This window comes from Clostridium sp. TJA085 (assembly GCF_058310235.1).
Genome location: NZ_JBZEEZ010000001.1, coordinates 888995 through 904256 on the forward strand (window position 1 = coordinate 888995; position 15262 = coordinate 904256).

Genomic DNA, 15262 nt, shown 5'->3' on the forward strand with positions numbered 1-15262 from the left:
AATTAATATACATATTATACGTTTACATAAACATGTATATTATATCAATGTTTATAAATTTCTTATTCTAGTTCCTGTGTTTCCTTCTATTCCATCCTTAGCTTTCTCAAGAAGGGTAATTAATGAATATCTTCCTTGTTTAGATTCAGCAAAATCAACAGCCGCTTCAACCTTAGGTTTCATAGAACCTGGAGCAAAATGACCTTCATCTAAATATTTTTTCATATCATTAATATTTACATCTTCAAGCCATTCTTCATTTTCTTTTCCAAAGTTTATAGCAACTTTCTCTACTGCTGTTAAAATAATTAAACAATCTGCATCTAAATCTTTAGCTAAAGTACAACTTGCTAAATCCTTGTCTATTACAGCACTTGCTCCATGTAAGCTATTTCCTTCTCTTACAACTGGAATTCCACCACCACCGCAAGCTATTACAACTTGGTCATCTTCAACTAATGCCTTAATTGTATCTAATTCTACAATACTTACTGGTTTTGGTGAAGCAACAACTTTTCTATAGCCTCTACCTGAATCTTCTATTACTTTTTCTCCATTTTTTATAGCAATATCAGCCTCTTCCTTTGTCATAAAGCTTCCAATTGGTTTTGTTGGGTTTTCAAAAGCTTTATCATTAGGATCTACTTCTACTTGAGTAATTACTGTAGAAACAGCCTTTTTTATATTTCTATTTAAAAGTTCTTCTCTTATACTATTTTGTAAATCATATCCTATGTATCCTTGACTCATTGCTACACATACAGACATTGGACAAGCAGTATATTTAGGATTATTTTTAATAAATTCATTCATAGCAATATTTATCATACCAACTTGTGGACCATTACCATGAGATACAACAACTTGATTTCCCTCTTCTATTAAATCCACAATTGCTTTAGCAGTAGATTTAACTGATACCATTTGTTCTTCTAAATTGTTTCCTAATGCATTTCCGCCTAATGCTATTACTATTTTTTTCATAAATTATCCCCCTAATTGATACCATTTAAAATTTATAGCCTAAAAGTAAATTTAGGCCCTTACTAATTCTTTTTTAATTGATTTAATAAGAGCCTAAATGACTTATTTCTTACTTAAATTCTCTCATTTTATTTTGTGCTTCTAATTTAGCTAAAACTTCTTGTGGATTTTTTACTTTACTTAAGAAAATCATAGCTGCAATAATATATGGTTTAAAGCTTGCTTCTTTGTATAGAGGATCTCTGTATCTATCAAATACTGATCCATCAACTTCTCCTTCTTTACAGCTTACTCCAGTTATATCAGCTGGTAAGCAGTGCATATAAAGTGCTTTTCCATCCTTAGTTAATTTCATTAATTCTTCTGTACATGCCCAGTCTTTATGATTAGCATTTTGTGCTAATAATTCTTTTTCTAATTTATCTATACCTTCTTGGTCTCCTTGAGCATATAATTCTGTACGTTTTTCCATAGCTACAAATGGAGCCCAACTCTTTGGATATACTATATCAGCATCTTTAAATGCTTCTTCCATTGAATTAGTTTTTGTAAATGATCCACCTGATTTTTTAGCATTTTCTTTTGCTACTTCTTCAACTTCTGCCATTACTTCATATCCTTCTGGATGAGCAAGTACAACATCCATACCAAATCTAGTTAATAATCCTATAATACCTTGTGGTACTGATAATGGTTTTCCATATGAAGGAGAATATGCCCAAGTCATAGCAACTTTCTTTCCTTTAAGATTTTCAATTCCACCAAATTCATTAATTAAATGAAGTGTATCTGCCATAGCTTGAGTTGGGTGGTCTATATCACATTGTAAGTTAACAAGTGTTGGTCTTTGTTCTAATACACCATCTTCATGTCCTTCTTTTACAGCTTTTGATACTTCTCTCATGTAAGTATTACCTTTTCCAATGAACATATCATCACGAATACCTATAATATCAGCCATAAATGAAATCATATTGGCAGTTTCTCTAACTGTTTCTCCATGAGCAATTTGTGATTTACCTTCATCTAAGTCTTGAACTTCTAATCCTAATAAGTTACAAGCTGATGCAAAACTAAATCTTGTTCTTGTTGAATTATCTCTAAATAATGATATTCCAAGTCCACTATCAAATATTCTTGGTGATATGTTATGTTTTCTTAAATCCTTTAAAGCTTCTGCAATAGTAAATACTGCTTCTAATTCATCATCTGATTTTTCCCAAGTTAACATAAAATCATTATTATACATTTCATCAAATTTTAAGCTGTTTAATTTTTCTATATATTTTTCCATTATAGCCATTTTTCTTTTCCCCTTTTCTCTAATAAATTATATGTTTGTTCTAATAAACTACTTAAACTAATATTTTTAAAAATTATTTATTATCTCTACAATAAATTGTTGGTACTGCTGCATAAACTGCTGCACATCTTACTAAATCAGCTTTCCATGTTTTTTCATTTGGAGCATGTGCTTCTTCTTCTTTTCCTGGTCCAAATCCTATACATGGTATTCCGTATCTTCCCATTATTGAAACTCCATTTGTTGAGAATGTCCATTTATCAACTTTTGGTGTTCCATACATTCCTTCATATGCTTCAACCATAGCTTTTGTTGCTGGTGCATCTTCTGGAATTACCCATGTTGGGAAATAACAATCTGTTGGGTAAACTAAGTTTGTCCAACTTGGTCTTTCATATTTGTACATTGTTACTTCTGCTCCATATTTTTTAACGAATGGTAAGCTTCTAACTTCTTCTAATGCACTTTCATATGTTTCTCCATCTGTTAAACGACGGTCTAATGAAATTGCACACATATCTGCTACTGCACAACGTGATGGTGAGTTATAGAATATTTGTGATACTGTAACTGTTCCTTTTCCTAAGAATGGATCATAATGTAAGTTATCATTTAATACTCTAATTTCTTGAAGAATGTCTGCCATTTTATAAATTGCATTATCTCCTCTTTCTGGAGCTGATCCGTGGCAAGAAACCCCTTTAACTTCAACTCTAATTTCCATACGTCCACGTTGACCTCTGTATATGTTTCCATTTGTAGGTTCTGTTATTACTACAAATTCTGGTTTTACTTTATCTTCGTTATGGATATATTGCCAACATAATCCATCACAATCTTCTTCTTGAACTGTTCCTGTTACTAAAACTGTATATTTATCTGATAAAAGACCCATATCTTTCATTATTTTTGCACCATATGTTGCTGATACTATACCACCTAATTGGTCAGAAGCACCTCTTCCACCAATTTCTTCATCATTTTCATATCCTTTATATGGATCAAATTCCCAGTTACTTAATTCTCCAAGACCTACTGTATCTATATGAGCATCATAAGCAATTAGTTTTTTTCCAGTTCCCATATAACCTAAAACATTACCCATTCCATCTATTTCTACTTTATCAAATCCTAATGATTCCATTTCCTTTGCTATTCTTCTAATAACACCTTCTTCTCCAGCGCTTTCTCCTGGAATAGCTATTAAATCTCTCAAAAACTTTGTCATTTGAGGTTCGTATTCCTTTGATAATTTTTTAATTCTTTCGAAATCCATAATTTCTCCCCCTTATTCGTAAAAATCTTTATCTTTTTTTCTCACTTATTTATATCAGCAATATCTGTGCCAAGTTTTTTATTATAAAAAAGATTATAGTATATGTTTTAACACAAATTTTTACCTATTTTTTATTAAATTTATATATTTTATTTATAAAAAAAATGAAGATTATCAAATTGATAATCTCTTTCTCAATTTGATAATCTTCAAAAATCATTTTATAAGCCACTTTTATGGAAAAAATCACTTTTTTATCATTTTGATAATTAAAATTTCTAGCATTTGCTTTAAATTTTTATGTTAAACCATTTAAAAATAATATATTTTAAAATTTATATTCACTTTTTATTCTATTAGTGGTAAAATAAACCTGTTGTTTGATTCTCATTATTTGAGGATTATTTTCATTTTTACATTCTTTTATTTTTGTTTTAGTTTTAAGGTAACCTAGAATATTCTTCTAGGTTACCTTTTAATTTTATTTAATATTTTTATATAATATTATTTTAATGTACTACTCTCCTTGATAAATTTATTTTTTATTATTAAAATTAAACAAAACAATATTATAAAACTTAGGAAAAGAGGACATTAAAATGGAAGAACATTTAATTAATTATGATTCTTTAATGATTCTAGCTATCGTAGCTTTCTTCACGCCATTTTTAGTGGCAAAATTAAAAAAACTAAAAGTTCCTTATCAAGTTGGCGAAATATTTATAGGTATAATACTTGGTAAAAGTTTTTTAAACATAATACATCCAGATGTATGGATTATATTTTTATCTGATTTAGGTCTTGCTTATTTAATGTTTTTAAGTGGACTTGAAATAAACTTTGATGACTTAAAATTGGTTGAAGGTGAAACTTTAAAAGATTCCAAAATTTTTGTAAGTATAAAAATGTTTGTAATTTCAATTGTTATATCATTTATTTTATGTTTTATATTAAGATTTGTTGGAATATCTAACGGAAGATTATTTTTCACCTTCTTATTTACAGCAGCAGCTCCTGGACTACTTGTTCCAATTTTAAAAAATAAACAAATTATAAGTAGTGAATTTGGTCAATCTTTATTGATTTTTGGTATTATAGCTGAATTTGTATGTTTAATAGGAATTTCATTTATTTCTTCAGTTTCTATTTATGGATTATCTTTAAAAAGCTTTGAATTTTTAATAATATTTTTAGCAGCTATATTTATATATTTACTTACTAAATTTATATTTAAAAAAAGAGATATTTCTTTAGTAGCATTTAAAAATTTACATTTAAGTGTTAGAGGTGCTTTTGTACTTGTTTTAGTACTTGTTGCAATATCCCAAAAAGCTGGTAGTGAAATAATACTTGGTTCATTTTTAGCTGGAATAATATTTTCTCTTTTAGCTGGAAAAGCAAAAGAAGAAATTTCTCACCAATTAGATGTTATTGGTTACGGATTTTTAATTCCAATATTTTTTATAATGGTTGGTGTAAATATAGATTTACATTCTATAATTGAAAACCCAAGTTCTATAGCTAAAATACCTGTATTTTTAATAATATTATTTTTAGTAAAATTAATACCTTCCTTATTACTTAAGAAAAAGTATGGTATAAGAAATGCTATAGCATCATCAATGATACTTACAGCACAACTTAGTTTAACTATAGTTGGATCTCAAATGGCTATGCAACTTGGTTATATTAATGAAGCAGATTATTCTGCATTTATAGTTACTACTGTTATTTCATGTATTATATTCCCTATATTATTTGAGAAACTTTTAATTTTAGATAAAAATACAGCTAAAACATCTGAAAAATCAGATAAAATAATAATACGTGAACTTGTTTTAAGTAGTGAATATTTTATAGGTAAATCACTTAAAGAATGTAAATTACCTATAGGATGTAGAATATTTTCTATTGTTAGAAATAACGAAGAAATTATGCCAAATGCAGATACTATTCTAAAAAAAGATGATATTATCATAATAGCTGGAATTAAAAATTCTGTTGAAGATACTTTAAATATGCTTACTGTTTGTGATCTTCATTTACCTGAAAATTAAAAGATAAGGAGTTTAAAAACTCCTTATCTTTTTTTATAAAATTTTATTTAAACTTAAATCCTTTAAAGCATTTTTTATATTTTCAATATTTTCTTCTAAACTACTTTGTACAGCTGCTGTTATAGCACCTTCAACAAGAGCACAATCTGTAATTTGAATTTTTTCTTTATCAAATTCTTCATCTAAAAAATCTATTGCCATTTCAGTATTCATATAAGCACTTCCTAAATCAAAAAGAATTAAAACACCATCTTCTGAATATACTTTTTTAATTCCTTCTGATATCTTTTCCATATCAGTACCTATTCTTCCATCAGAAGTACCACCAGCATCTATAATAGGAACATTAGGTGCCATTTGAGCAGCCATTTCTACTACCCCTTTTGCAATATTTTCACTATGTGATATTATAACTAATCCTACCATATATTATTAATCTTCCTCTCAAAACTTAATTTAAAATTTATAAAAAATTGTTTTGTAATTGTCTAATTCTCTTATATTTCTTCATATATAGTTTCTAATATATAATACATTGATGTTGCACCTGCATCTTGGTGTCCAATACTTCTATCGCCTAGATAACTTGCTCTTCCTTTTGTAGCTTTTATTTCCTTTGTAAATTCAACACCTTTTTTTGCAGCATTCTTACCTTTTTCTAAAACAATCTTTGGATTGTCAGAGTTTTTTAATTCTTCTTCCATAGCTTTTATTGCAGGCTCTAAAGCATCTATCATTGTTTTTTCTCCTTCTACTGCTTTACCTCTTTGTTTAATTCCATCAAGAGCTGCCTTAAGAACATTTATAAAATCATATATATCAATATTATCTTTATTATTAACCATCATGGAACCTTTCATAAATGCAGTTCCATAAAGTGGTCCTGATGCCCCTCCTACATTAGATACTAATGCCATTCCTGTCTTTTTAAATATATTGCCTATATTACTTCCATCATCATCTTTAAGTTTATCTACAACAGCATTAAATCCTTTACTCATATTTAATCCGTGATCACCATCTCCTATAGCTGCATCAAGTTCTGTAAGATATTCTTTTTTTAAATCTATTTTTTCGTTTATTTTTCCTATTACTTCTATAACCCTTTTACCATTCATTTTTATTCCTCCATAAAACCTTATATTATATATTTATCTTAAGTGTTTTTATAATATTTTTTAAAATACTTTAAATGCAGGTGTATCTGCTTTTGAATCTAAAAGTTCTTTTAACTCTTCATCAAGCTTTAATATTGATACTGAACATCCAGCCATTTCTAAAGAAGTCATATATTCACCTACAAGAGTTTTATAAACCTTAATTCCTTTTTCATTAAGCATTTCTCTAACTTTTTTATTAATTATATATAATTCCATAAGTGGTGTTCCAGAAAGTCCATTTACCATAACTGCAACTTCTGAATTTTTTTCTATAGGCATATCAGATAATATCTTATTTACTAACTGCTCAGCTATATTATCTGCTGATGAAATTTTTTCTCTATGTGTTCCTGGCTCACCATGAATACCCATTCCTATTTCAATTTCATCTTCTCCTAAAGTAAAATTTGCTTTTCCAGCAGCAGGAACTATACAAGATGTTAATGCCATTCCCATACTTCTTACATTTTTTATTACTTTCTCTGCAACATTTTTTACTTCCTTAAGACTTGCTCCCTTTTCAGCTTTTGCTCCAGCAATTTTATGAACAAAAATAGTTCCAGCAATTCCCCTTCTTCCTGCTGTGTAAAGACTATCTTCAACAGCAACATCATCATTTACAACAACATAATCAACATTTATTCCTTCCATTTCAGCCATTTCTTTTGCCATATCAAAATTCATAACATCACCAGTATAATTTTTTATTATAAGTAATGTTCCAGATCCATTATCTACAGCTTTTATAGCTTCATATACTTGATCTGGAGTTGGTGATGTAAATACAGCTCCACAAACTGCTGCATCAAGCATTCCATAACCTACATATCCCCCATGTGCAGGTTCATGACCACTTCCTCCTCCACTTACTAAAGCTACCTTTCCCTTGTCTTTAGAATTTTTTCTAACTAACACATCAAAACCATCTAATTTTTCTAAATAATCTTCATGCGCATAAACAATTCCTTGTAACATATCCTCTAAAACATTGCTTGGATCATTTATTAACTTTTTCATATATATTCTCCCCTTTTTATATATTATAAATTTTAATATTTAACTTTAAAAAATATTTTTAAATATAAAAACTATAAATTTTTTATTTTATCTATTAACCATTTTTCTTATTAAGCATTATATCTAATATTGTATTATCAACATTTTTAAGACCATTTTTTATTAACTTTTCTATACTCTCAATAGTTTTTTCTACATCTTGTGATACAATTCCATCATTTGATGTTGCAGTAATTCCATTCATAGCAAGATTTGCACATTGAATTGCTGCATTTGTACCAGTAGCTATTTTAAGAGCGCATGTTTGCTTAGCTCCATCACATATCATTCCTGAAACATCTGATAGCATATTATTTATACAATATTTTATATTTTGCAAGTTTCCTCCAAGTAAATATGTTATCCCACATGAAGCCCCTGTTGCACCTGCAATTCCTGCACCACAAAGTGGTGATAATCTTCCCATATGCTTTTTTATACGAATGGTTACCAAATTACTTAATACTAAAGCTCTTGCTAATTCTTCATCTGACTTTTTCAAAATATATGCCGTTTCTGCAACAGGCATAGAACAAGCTATTCCTTGATTTCCACTACCAGCTGTTGTCATAATAGGCATAGTACAACCATCCATTCTGGCATCTGATGCTGCTGCTGATGCTGCAATTATTTTATTTGATGCATCATTTGAAAATAAATTAAAATTTCCTTTTTCAATAATTTTATTTCCAACTTCTAACCCATATCCGCCTTTTAAACCTTCCGCTGAAACTTTACCATTCATCTTGGCACTTTCTAAAATAAATTTTATATCTTCAAACTTGCAATTTTTTGCAAAGTTATAAATTGACTCTATTTTAAATAAATTATAATCTTCATCTTCTTCATTATTTAAATTATCTATTTTCTTATCAAGTAATATTTCTTCATCTTTTTTTATTAAAGTTACATTTGTATGTATGTCCTCAATAACTACTACACACTTTGATTTTTCACCTATAACTTCTACTTCTATATAAAGACTTTTATCTGTATCTTTTTGTGTTATATTTATAATATTTTCTTTTACTATTTTATTAGCTTCTTCAAGCTCTTCTTTTTTAAAATTTGATAAAATAGTTAACTTTTTATAAGATTTTTTTATTACAACACCTAGTGCTGCTGCTATTTCTATACCAACTTGTCCAGTTCCAGGTATCCCAACTCCTAATGCATTTTTTATTACATTAGCACTTAATTTTATGTTTATAAATTTTATTTTTTCATCTAAATTTTCAGATGCTATAGAAGCTGCATAAGCTATAGCAATTGGTTCTGTACAACCTTCTGATGGTATAACTTCTCTCTTTAATGTTTTTATATATAGGTCTCTCATAAAATGCCCTCCAGTTAAAATTAGAAATTGGTCTTTTATATTTTTATTATATCATTATAATCTTAATTTTTGTAATCAATTACATTAATATTTTATTATAAACTTATAATATAAATAAAGTTTTACACCAAATTTTTTTTATATTTATAATTATTGTAATCATCACTGCAAACACACATAGAATTCATAATTTCAATTATTTCTTCCTTTGATAATGATTTATAATACTTATCATAATGGTCTTCTGAACAAAAACTTCCTATTTTATTTTCATATCCATTATCTTTAATCTCTTTTTTACAATATAAACATCTTTTCATATTAAAGTCCTCCCTTTCATGATATTACTTTAACATTTTTTATTTTAATTAATATACTACTTTAAGATATTGTTTACAATCTTAATAAAAAAAATATTTTTATAACCTTTATAGAATTTTATTTTATTAAAAATATATTATTAAATAACCTTAATTATTTTTTATTACAAAAACTCTACTAATTATCATTAGTAGAGTTTAATTTAATCATATAAAAATTATTTAATTTTATCTAAAACATATTGTTTATATTCATTAAAAGTCATATTTTCTATAGTTGCACCTTTATTAACTTTTCCACTTACAAAGTTATATTCTGCAGAACCATAATTAAAAGATGGACTTAAAACAGAAATACTTGATTCTGTTGTTCTATAAGTTACCTTATAACTTAACACTTCTTCACAGAAATTAAGTATTTCTAAATAATTTTTTATATATCCTGCACTTATCATTTTAACAACAAAAGAAAATAAGTTATATCCTCCAAGTAATTGTTTCATATTTCCACCATGCATATTAAATACTTTATCTGTGCTATAAAAGTACTTCATATCTCCAAATGTAAGTGTTTTAAATTCATTATTTATTTCTAATCTATCATCTTTTATTTCTTCTAAATCTTTTTCTATAGTTTCCCAAGGAATTGATTTTAATATTGCATTATTATTTATTGTTTGTGTAAAATTATCTATTGCATTATCTATATATTTATTTACGCTTATTACTTTTTCATCTATATATAAAGTGTATTTTCCATTTTCATATACTAAACTTATTTTATTATCCATATATTACCCTCACTTCTTATGTTACTTAATAATAATTATTATATAATATTAAACTATTTTAGTCCATAATTTATTTTAATTAATACCTTACTAAAATTTATTATATTAACTTATCTTCTTTTAATAACTTATATAAAGTTGGATTTAAATTAAACTCTTTCATTAATTTTTCCACTTCATTTAATGACTTAAGCTTTTTATCTTTTGATATATTAGACTTTGATGCTCTAATTAAAATATTTTTTGGTGAATGTGCTATATCAATAAATTCTAAAAGCTGAGTTTTATAACCTAAAGTTTCTAAAAGATTTCCTCTTACTGCATCTGTCATAAGTGCAGCTACCCTCTCTTGTATTATTCCATACTTTGTTAATATTTTTAAATTATCTGTTTCTATTTGACTATTAAACTCATGTTGGCAGCAAGGAACTGAAAATATCATTTTAGTATTCCACTTTATTGCATTATAAAGTGCATAATCTGTAGCTGTATCACAAGCATGTAATGTAATTACCATATCAACTTTATTATTATATTTAAATCCATTTATATCACCAAGTTCAAAGTGCAAATTAGTATAATTATATTTTTTAGCTATATCATTACACTTTTTAATAACATCTTTTTTAAGGTCTAATCCTATCATTTTTACATTTATATTTTTAATTTTTACGAAATAATAATAAAGTACAAATGTTAAATATGATTTACCACAACCAAAATCTAATATTGTAAGATCCTTATATTCATTTTTCTTTATCTCATCATCAATTATTTCTATAAATCTATTTATTTGCTTATACTTATCATATTTTGATTTAACTACTTTTCCTTCTTTAGTGAATATACCTAAATCTATTAAAGGTTCTATTATCATTCCTTCTTTAAGAATATAATTTTTTTCTTTATTATGTGATTTATTACATGATTCACATAACTTTTTATTATCAACTTTTTTCTTTCCTAAAAATACTTTTCCCTTTTTAGAAATCTTAATATTTATATTACAATTTTCACTAAAAGCATCAACTTGCTTATAATTTTCTTCTATTATTTCTAAAAGCTTACCTTCAAACTTATCTTTCTCAATATTTTCATGAAAAACTTGTTTATCTGTATATTTTTCTATTTGATAATATTCTTTATTGTTTTTTTCTTTTAATTCAATATTTATCTTTTTATATTCTATTTCTTTGTTCATCTTATTACTTATAACTATTTTAAAAGCTTTTTCATTTGTAATTTCTTTTATAGCTCTTTTTAATTCTTCCATTAAGTTCACACCTTACTTTTTGTTTTCTCTCTAAAATAAATTATGTCTATACATAATTAAATTTATTATATTAAAATAATACAACACTCTAAGAAAAAAATATATAAAAATAAAGTCTTATTATAAAACAAAAGATGCTGCAAAAAATTTATAGCATCTTTTTTAAAATTTATATCCAAAGCTTTTATTTCAATTTATTAATTAATTTTTTAGCATCTTTTTCGCATAAAGGTTTTGAAAATAAATATCCTTGTATATATTCAACATTCATTTCTTTTAATATGTGAAGTTGCTTGTATGTTTCAACTCCTTCTGCAACAACTTTAATTTCTAATGACTGTCCTATATCTACAGCTAACTTTACTAATTTTTTATAATCATCACTTTTACTCATATTTTGTATAAATTCTTTATCTATTTTTATACCCGATATAGGTAATTTAATTAAATAATTTAATGATGAGTATCCTTTTCCAAAGTCATCTAAATAAACCTTAACTCCAAATTTTTTTAACTTTTTAAGTTTCTTTATATTAAACTTTATATTTTTAATTAAAGTGTTTTCTGTAATCTCTATACCTAAAAGATTTGGATTTATATTTATTTCTTTTAATAAATTTTCAATTATATCTGTAAAATTTTCATACATTATTTGTATTTCCGAAATATTTACAGATACAATTATAGGATCTTCTCTATTTTTATTTATTTCCTTTGAAAATACTAATGCTTTTTTTAATATATATTTTCCAAATATATTTATCATATTAACTTGTTCTATATAACTGATTATTTTTTCAACAGGAACATTCTTAAATTTTTCATTATTCCATCTTAGTAAAGCTTCAAATCCTATTATTTTTTTATTATAAGTATATTGTGGCTGATAATATAATTCTAATTCATTATTTTTTAAAGCTCTTTTAAGTTCTCTCTCTATTTCTAATTTAAATAATCTTTCTTTCTCAAATTCTTTAGTGTAAAAGGCATATTGATTTTTACCTCTAATTTTAGCTTTATATAAAGCAAAATCTGCTTTTTTTAATAAATCTTCAATTTTATTATCTTTAATTTTATCCGTTAAAATTCCAAAGCTTGCTGATATTGAATTTATTTTTTCTCTTTTTCTAAACTGATAATTTAAAGTCTTTATAATTTCTTTAACCTTTTTTATTAAAAACTTTTCGTTAGTTACATCTTTATAAATAATTATAAATTCATCTCCACTAATTCGTGCTACAAAAGCATCATTACAAACCCGTTTAAATATATTAGAAATCAATACTAAAACTTTATCTCCCCAATAATGCCCAAAGGTATCGTTTACCTTTTTGAAATCATCAATATCTATGGAAATTAATGAAGCATACTCTGTATCTTTCTTAATTTTTTTTAAATATGTATATATACTTCGTCTATTATTTAATCCCGTAAGTGAATCAGTAAATATTAACTTTCTTAATTCATCACTATAACCTTCAAAATTAACTATATCCATGTAAATAACAACTATTCCTATAACATTATTTTTATTGTCCCAAACTGGAATTTTATGAACTTCTATTGTTCTCAATTCTCCATTTATTATTTTTTCTCTAATAAATTGAATATTATCCCTTTTATTAATAACCATTTTATCTTCTAATATTATTTTCTCTATGAGTTCTTTTTTAAATTCATATCTCCAATTTTGCCCAATAATATCCTCTCTTTTAATATTATAATAATTCAAAAAATTATCATTTACTTCAAGTATTGAACTATTATTATCTTTTAAGATAATAGCAAATGGTATATTTTTTATTATAATATTCAAATTATTTTTATCCTTTTTTACTTTATATAATTCTTGTAATATTTCAATATTTTCAATTCTCTCTAAATACTTTCTAGCCTCTTTAGAATTAATTATATTCTTTAGACTTTTTTTACTCATATACTAAATTTACATCTCCTTATTATATTTAATTAAATAATATTTTTAATTAAATAATAAAATATACAAAAATTACTAATCTATTTTATTTTCGTACTAATACATATATTAATCAAGTATATATTTTTAAATAATACATTAATAATAAAAGCGATAAAAACTATTAATATTAGTTTTATCGCTTTTATTAATTATATATAAATATTTAAATTGTTGGGCATATCTAAAAAATTATAAAAAAAAACCACTCAAAATAAGAGTAGCCAAAATCTAAACTAAAATAAATATATTGTGTATTTACATATATTCTGAATTAAAAACAAAAAGTATGTTTACTTTTTGGCAACTGGCTAACATAGTTTTTAAAATAAAAACCTTAGTCCCTATAGCTTTGCGTCCTTAAATTTCTCTAAGTTTGCCTATTTATTTTTACTATTAAATAGTACTATATTTTTATAAGCTTTTCAAGTATTTATTTTAACTAACATTATTTTATTATTCCTAAATCAGTTCTGAAATAAGCTCCTTTAAAAATTATATTTTCTATATTTTTGTAAGCTTTATATCTTGCTTCTTCAATATTATTTCCTATTCCTAAAACAGATAAAACTCTTCCACCACTTGTAACTAAGTTACCACTTTCAAGTTTAGCTCCTGCAATAAACACTTTATCATCAACATTTCCAATACTTATATTATATCCAGTTTCGTATTCTAAAGGATATCCTTCTGACGCCATAACTACATTTATACAAGTTTCATCTGAAAATTCTATATTTAAACTTTCTAAATTTTCATTCATAGCTGAATATATTATATCTAAAAAATCACTTTTCATAAGAGCTAAAACTGATTGTGTTTCAGGATCTCCCATTCTTACATTATATTCTAAAAGTTTTACACCATCATTAGTTATCATTACCCCAAAGAATATTATTCCTTTAAAATTAAATCCTTCTTCTTTTATTCCTTCTAGTGTTTTATCCATAATATTTTCTTTAAAATCTCTTAATACCTCATCTGTAACATATGGATTAGGACAAATAACTCCCATTCCACCTGTATTTGGACCTCTATTTTCATCATATATTTGTTTATGATCTTTAGCTGATATAAATGGCACAATAGTATTACCATCAGTTATAGAAAGAATTGATGCTTCAATACCTTCTAAAAATTCTTCTATTACTACTTTTTTACCTGCTCCATTGAATACATCTAATACCATAAAATCTTCAATTGACTTTAAAGCTTCACATTTATTGTTACATATAACAACACCTTTTCCAGCTGCAACTCCATCTGCCTTAATTACTACTGGATATTTACAATTATTTAAATATTTTTTTGCCTTATACACATCATAAAATACATTATATTCTGCTGTTTTCACTCCATATTTTTTCATAAAGTCCTTTGAAAAAGCTTTACTCCCCTCAAGCATTGCAGCAGCCTTATTAGGTCCAAAAATTTTTAATCCTTCTTCTTCAAATCTATCTACTATTCCATTTATAAGAGGCTCTTCTGGTCCAACTATAGTTAAATCTATATTATTTTCTTTTGAAAACTTTATTAGATTTTCTATATCAGTTATATTTACATTTTCACATTTATCCTCAATTGCAGTACCCCCATTACCTGGAGCTACATATATTTTATTTACCTTTTTATTTTTTGATATTTTCCATGCTATTGCATGTTCTCTTCCACCTGAACCAACTAAAAGTATATTCATATTTTAAAACCCCTTTTACTATATTCTAAAAAGCT

13 protein-coding genes and 1 riboswitch are annotated in these 15262 nt (G+C 25.7%); of the genes, 1 reads left to right on the top strand and 12 read right to left on the bottom strand.

Annotation, left to right across the window (positions count from 1 at the left end):
* Positions 1-51 precede the first annotated feature (51 nt).
* From arcC to AC4FQW_RS04670, 3 genes are all read right to left on the bottom strand, one after another.
* Complete coding sequence (gene arcC / locus AC4FQW_RS04660; protein WP_491147517.1) at positions 52-984, bottom strand: carbamate kinase; 933 nt, start codon at positions 982-984, stop codon at positions 52-54.
* Between the two features lie 109 nt (positions 985-1093).
* The gene (gene ygeW, locus AC4FQW_RS04665) at positions 1094-2287 is read right to left on the bottom strand and encodes a knotted carbamoyltransferase YgeW (protein ID WP_303130700.1); all 1194 of its coding nucleotides are present in this window, start codon (positions 2285-2287) and stop codon (positions 1094-1096) included.
* A 73-nt stretch (positions 2288-2360) separates the two neighbouring features.
* Positions 2361-3563, bottom strand: a complete 1203-nt coding sequence (locus AC4FQW_RS04670) for a YgeY family selenium metabolism-linked hydrolase (protein ID WP_491147520.1) — start codon at positions 3561-3563, stop codon at positions 2361-2363.
* 599 nt (positions 3564-4162) lie between these two features.
* On the opposite strand from AC4FQW_RS04670, the gene AC4FQW_RS04675 reads away from it, so the two are divergent.
* Positions 4163-5620 (top strand): cation:proton antiporter, encoded by a 1458-nt coding sequence (locus AC4FQW_RS04675; protein ID WP_491147522.1) that lies wholly within the window; start codon positions 4163-4165, stop codon positions 5618-5620.
* A gap of 33 nt (positions 5621-5653) precedes the next feature.
* Here the strand turns inward: AC4FQW_RS04675 and dhaM are convergent, their stop codons facing one another.
* The 9 genes from dhaM to purD form a co-directional block, all read right to left on the bottom strand.
* Positions 5654-6046 carry a dihydroxyacetone kinase phosphoryl donor subunit DhaM gene (gene dhaM / locus AC4FQW_RS04680; protein WP_303129255.1) on the bottom strand — a complete coding sequence of 131 codons (393 nt, stop codon included), beginning with the start codon at positions 6044-6046 and terminating at the stop codon, positions 5654-5656.
* Positions 6047-6117: 71 nt separating this feature from the next.
* On the bottom strand, positions 6118-6738 hold the full coding sequence (gene dhaL, locus AC4FQW_RS04685; protein ID WP_491147523.1) for a dihydroxyacetone kinase subunit DhaL: 621 nt from the start codon (positions 6736-6738) through the stop codon (positions 6118-6120).
* Between the two features lie 60 nt (positions 6739-6798).
* On the bottom strand, positions 6799-7797 hold the full coding sequence (gene dhaK / locus AC4FQW_RS04690; RefSeq protein ID WP_491147524.1) for a dihydroxyacetone kinase subunit DhaK: 999 nt from the start codon (positions 7795-7797) through the stop codon (positions 6799-6801).
* 94 nt (positions 7798-7891) lie between these two features.
* Positions 7892-9172, bottom strand: a complete 1281-nt coding sequence (locus tag AC4FQW_RS04695) for an L-cysteine desulfidase family protein (protein ID WP_491147526.1) — start codon at positions 9170-9172, stop codon at positions 7892-7894.
* 122 nt (positions 9173-9294) lie between these two features.
* Positions 9295-9492 carry a hypothetical protein gene (locus AC4FQW_RS04700; RefSeq protein WP_491147528.1) on the bottom strand — a complete coding sequence of 66 codons (198 nt, stop codon included), beginning with the start codon at positions 9490-9492 and terminating at the stop codon, positions 9295-9297.
* A 218-nt stretch (positions 9493-9710) separates the two neighbouring features.
* Complete coding sequence (locus AC4FQW_RS04705) at positions 9711-10283, bottom strand: hypothetical protein (RefSeq protein ID WP_303129265.1); 573 nt, start codon at positions 10281-10283, stop codon at positions 9711-9713.
* A 100-nt stretch (positions 10284-10383) separates the two neighbouring features.
* A complete protein-coding gene (locus AC4FQW_RS04710) occupies positions 10384-11556 on the bottom strand; it encodes a class I SAM-dependent methyltransferase (protein WP_491147530.1) in 1173 nt (390 codons plus the stop codon).
* 184 nt (positions 11557-11740) lie between these two features.
* Complete coding sequence (locus AC4FQW_RS04715; RefSeq protein ID WP_491147531.1) at positions 11741-13492, bottom strand: sensor domain-containing protein; 1752 nt, start codon at positions 13490-13492, stop codon at positions 11741-11743.
* A 338-nt stretch (positions 13493-13830) separates the two neighbouring features.
* A riboswitch (cyclic di-GMP riboswitch) is annotated at positions 13831-13922 on the bottom strand.
* Positions 13923-13979: 57 nt separating this feature from the next.
* On the bottom strand, positions 13980-15227 hold the full coding sequence (gene purD, locus AC4FQW_RS04720) for a phosphoribosylamine--glycine ligase (RefSeq protein WP_491147532.1): 1248 nt from the start codon (positions 15225-15227) through the stop codon (positions 13980-13982).
* Between the last annotated feature and the right edge of the window lie 35 nt (positions 15228-15262).

Bases quoted from the DNA above. Each gene is read 5' to 3' on its own strand.
- dhaL (WP_491147523.1), bottom strand. From the start codon at position 6,738: ATGAATGGTAAAAGGGTTATAGAAGTAATAGGAAAAATAAACGAAAAA.
- AC4FQW_RS04675 (WP_491147522.1), top strand. From the start codon at position 4,163: ATGGAAGAACATTTAATTAATTATGATTCTTTAATGATTCTAGCTATC.
- ygeW (WP_303130700.1), bottom strand. From the start codon at position 2,287: ATGGCTATAATGGAAAAATATATAGAAAAATTAAACAGCTTAAAATTT.
- dhaK (WP_491147524.1), bottom strand. From the start codon at position 7,797: ATGAAAAAGTTAATAAATGATCCAAGCAATGTTTTAGAGGATATGTTA.
- purD (WP_491147532.1), bottom strand. From the start codon at position 15,227: ATGAATATACTTTTAGTTGGTTCAGGTGGAAGAGAACATGCAATAGCA.
- AC4FQW_RS04705 (WP_303129265.1), bottom strand. From the start codon at position 10,283: ATGGATAATAAAATAAGTTTAGTATATGAAAATGGAAAATACACTTTA.
- AC4FQW_RS04695 (WP_491147526.1), bottom strand. From the start codon at position 9,172: ATGAGAGACCTATATATAAAAACATTAAAGAGAGAAGTTATACCATCA.
- arcC (WP_491147517.1), bottom strand. From the start codon at position 984: ATGAAAAAAATAGTAATAGCATTAGGCGGAAATGCATTAGGAAACAAT.
- dhaM (WP_303129255.1), bottom strand. From the start codon at position 6,046: ATGGTAGGATTAGTTATAATATCACATAGTGAAAATATTGCAAAAGGG.
- AC4FQW_RS04715 (WP_491147531.1), bottom strand. From the start codon at position 13,492: ATGAGTAAAAAAAGTCTAAAGAATATAATTAATTCTAAAGAGGCTAGA.
- AC4FQW_RS04700 (WP_491147528.1), bottom strand. From the start codon at position 9,492: ATGAAAAGATGTTTATATTGTAAAAAAGAGATTAAAGATAATGGATAT.
- AC4FQW_RS04710 (WP_491147530.1), bottom strand. From the start codon at position 11,556: ATGGAAGAATTAAAAAGAGCTATAAAAGAAATTACAAATGAAAAAGCT.
- AC4FQW_RS04670 (WP_491147520.1), bottom strand. From the start codon at position 3,563: ATGGATTTCGAAAGAATTAAAAAATTATCAAAGGAATACGAACCTCAA.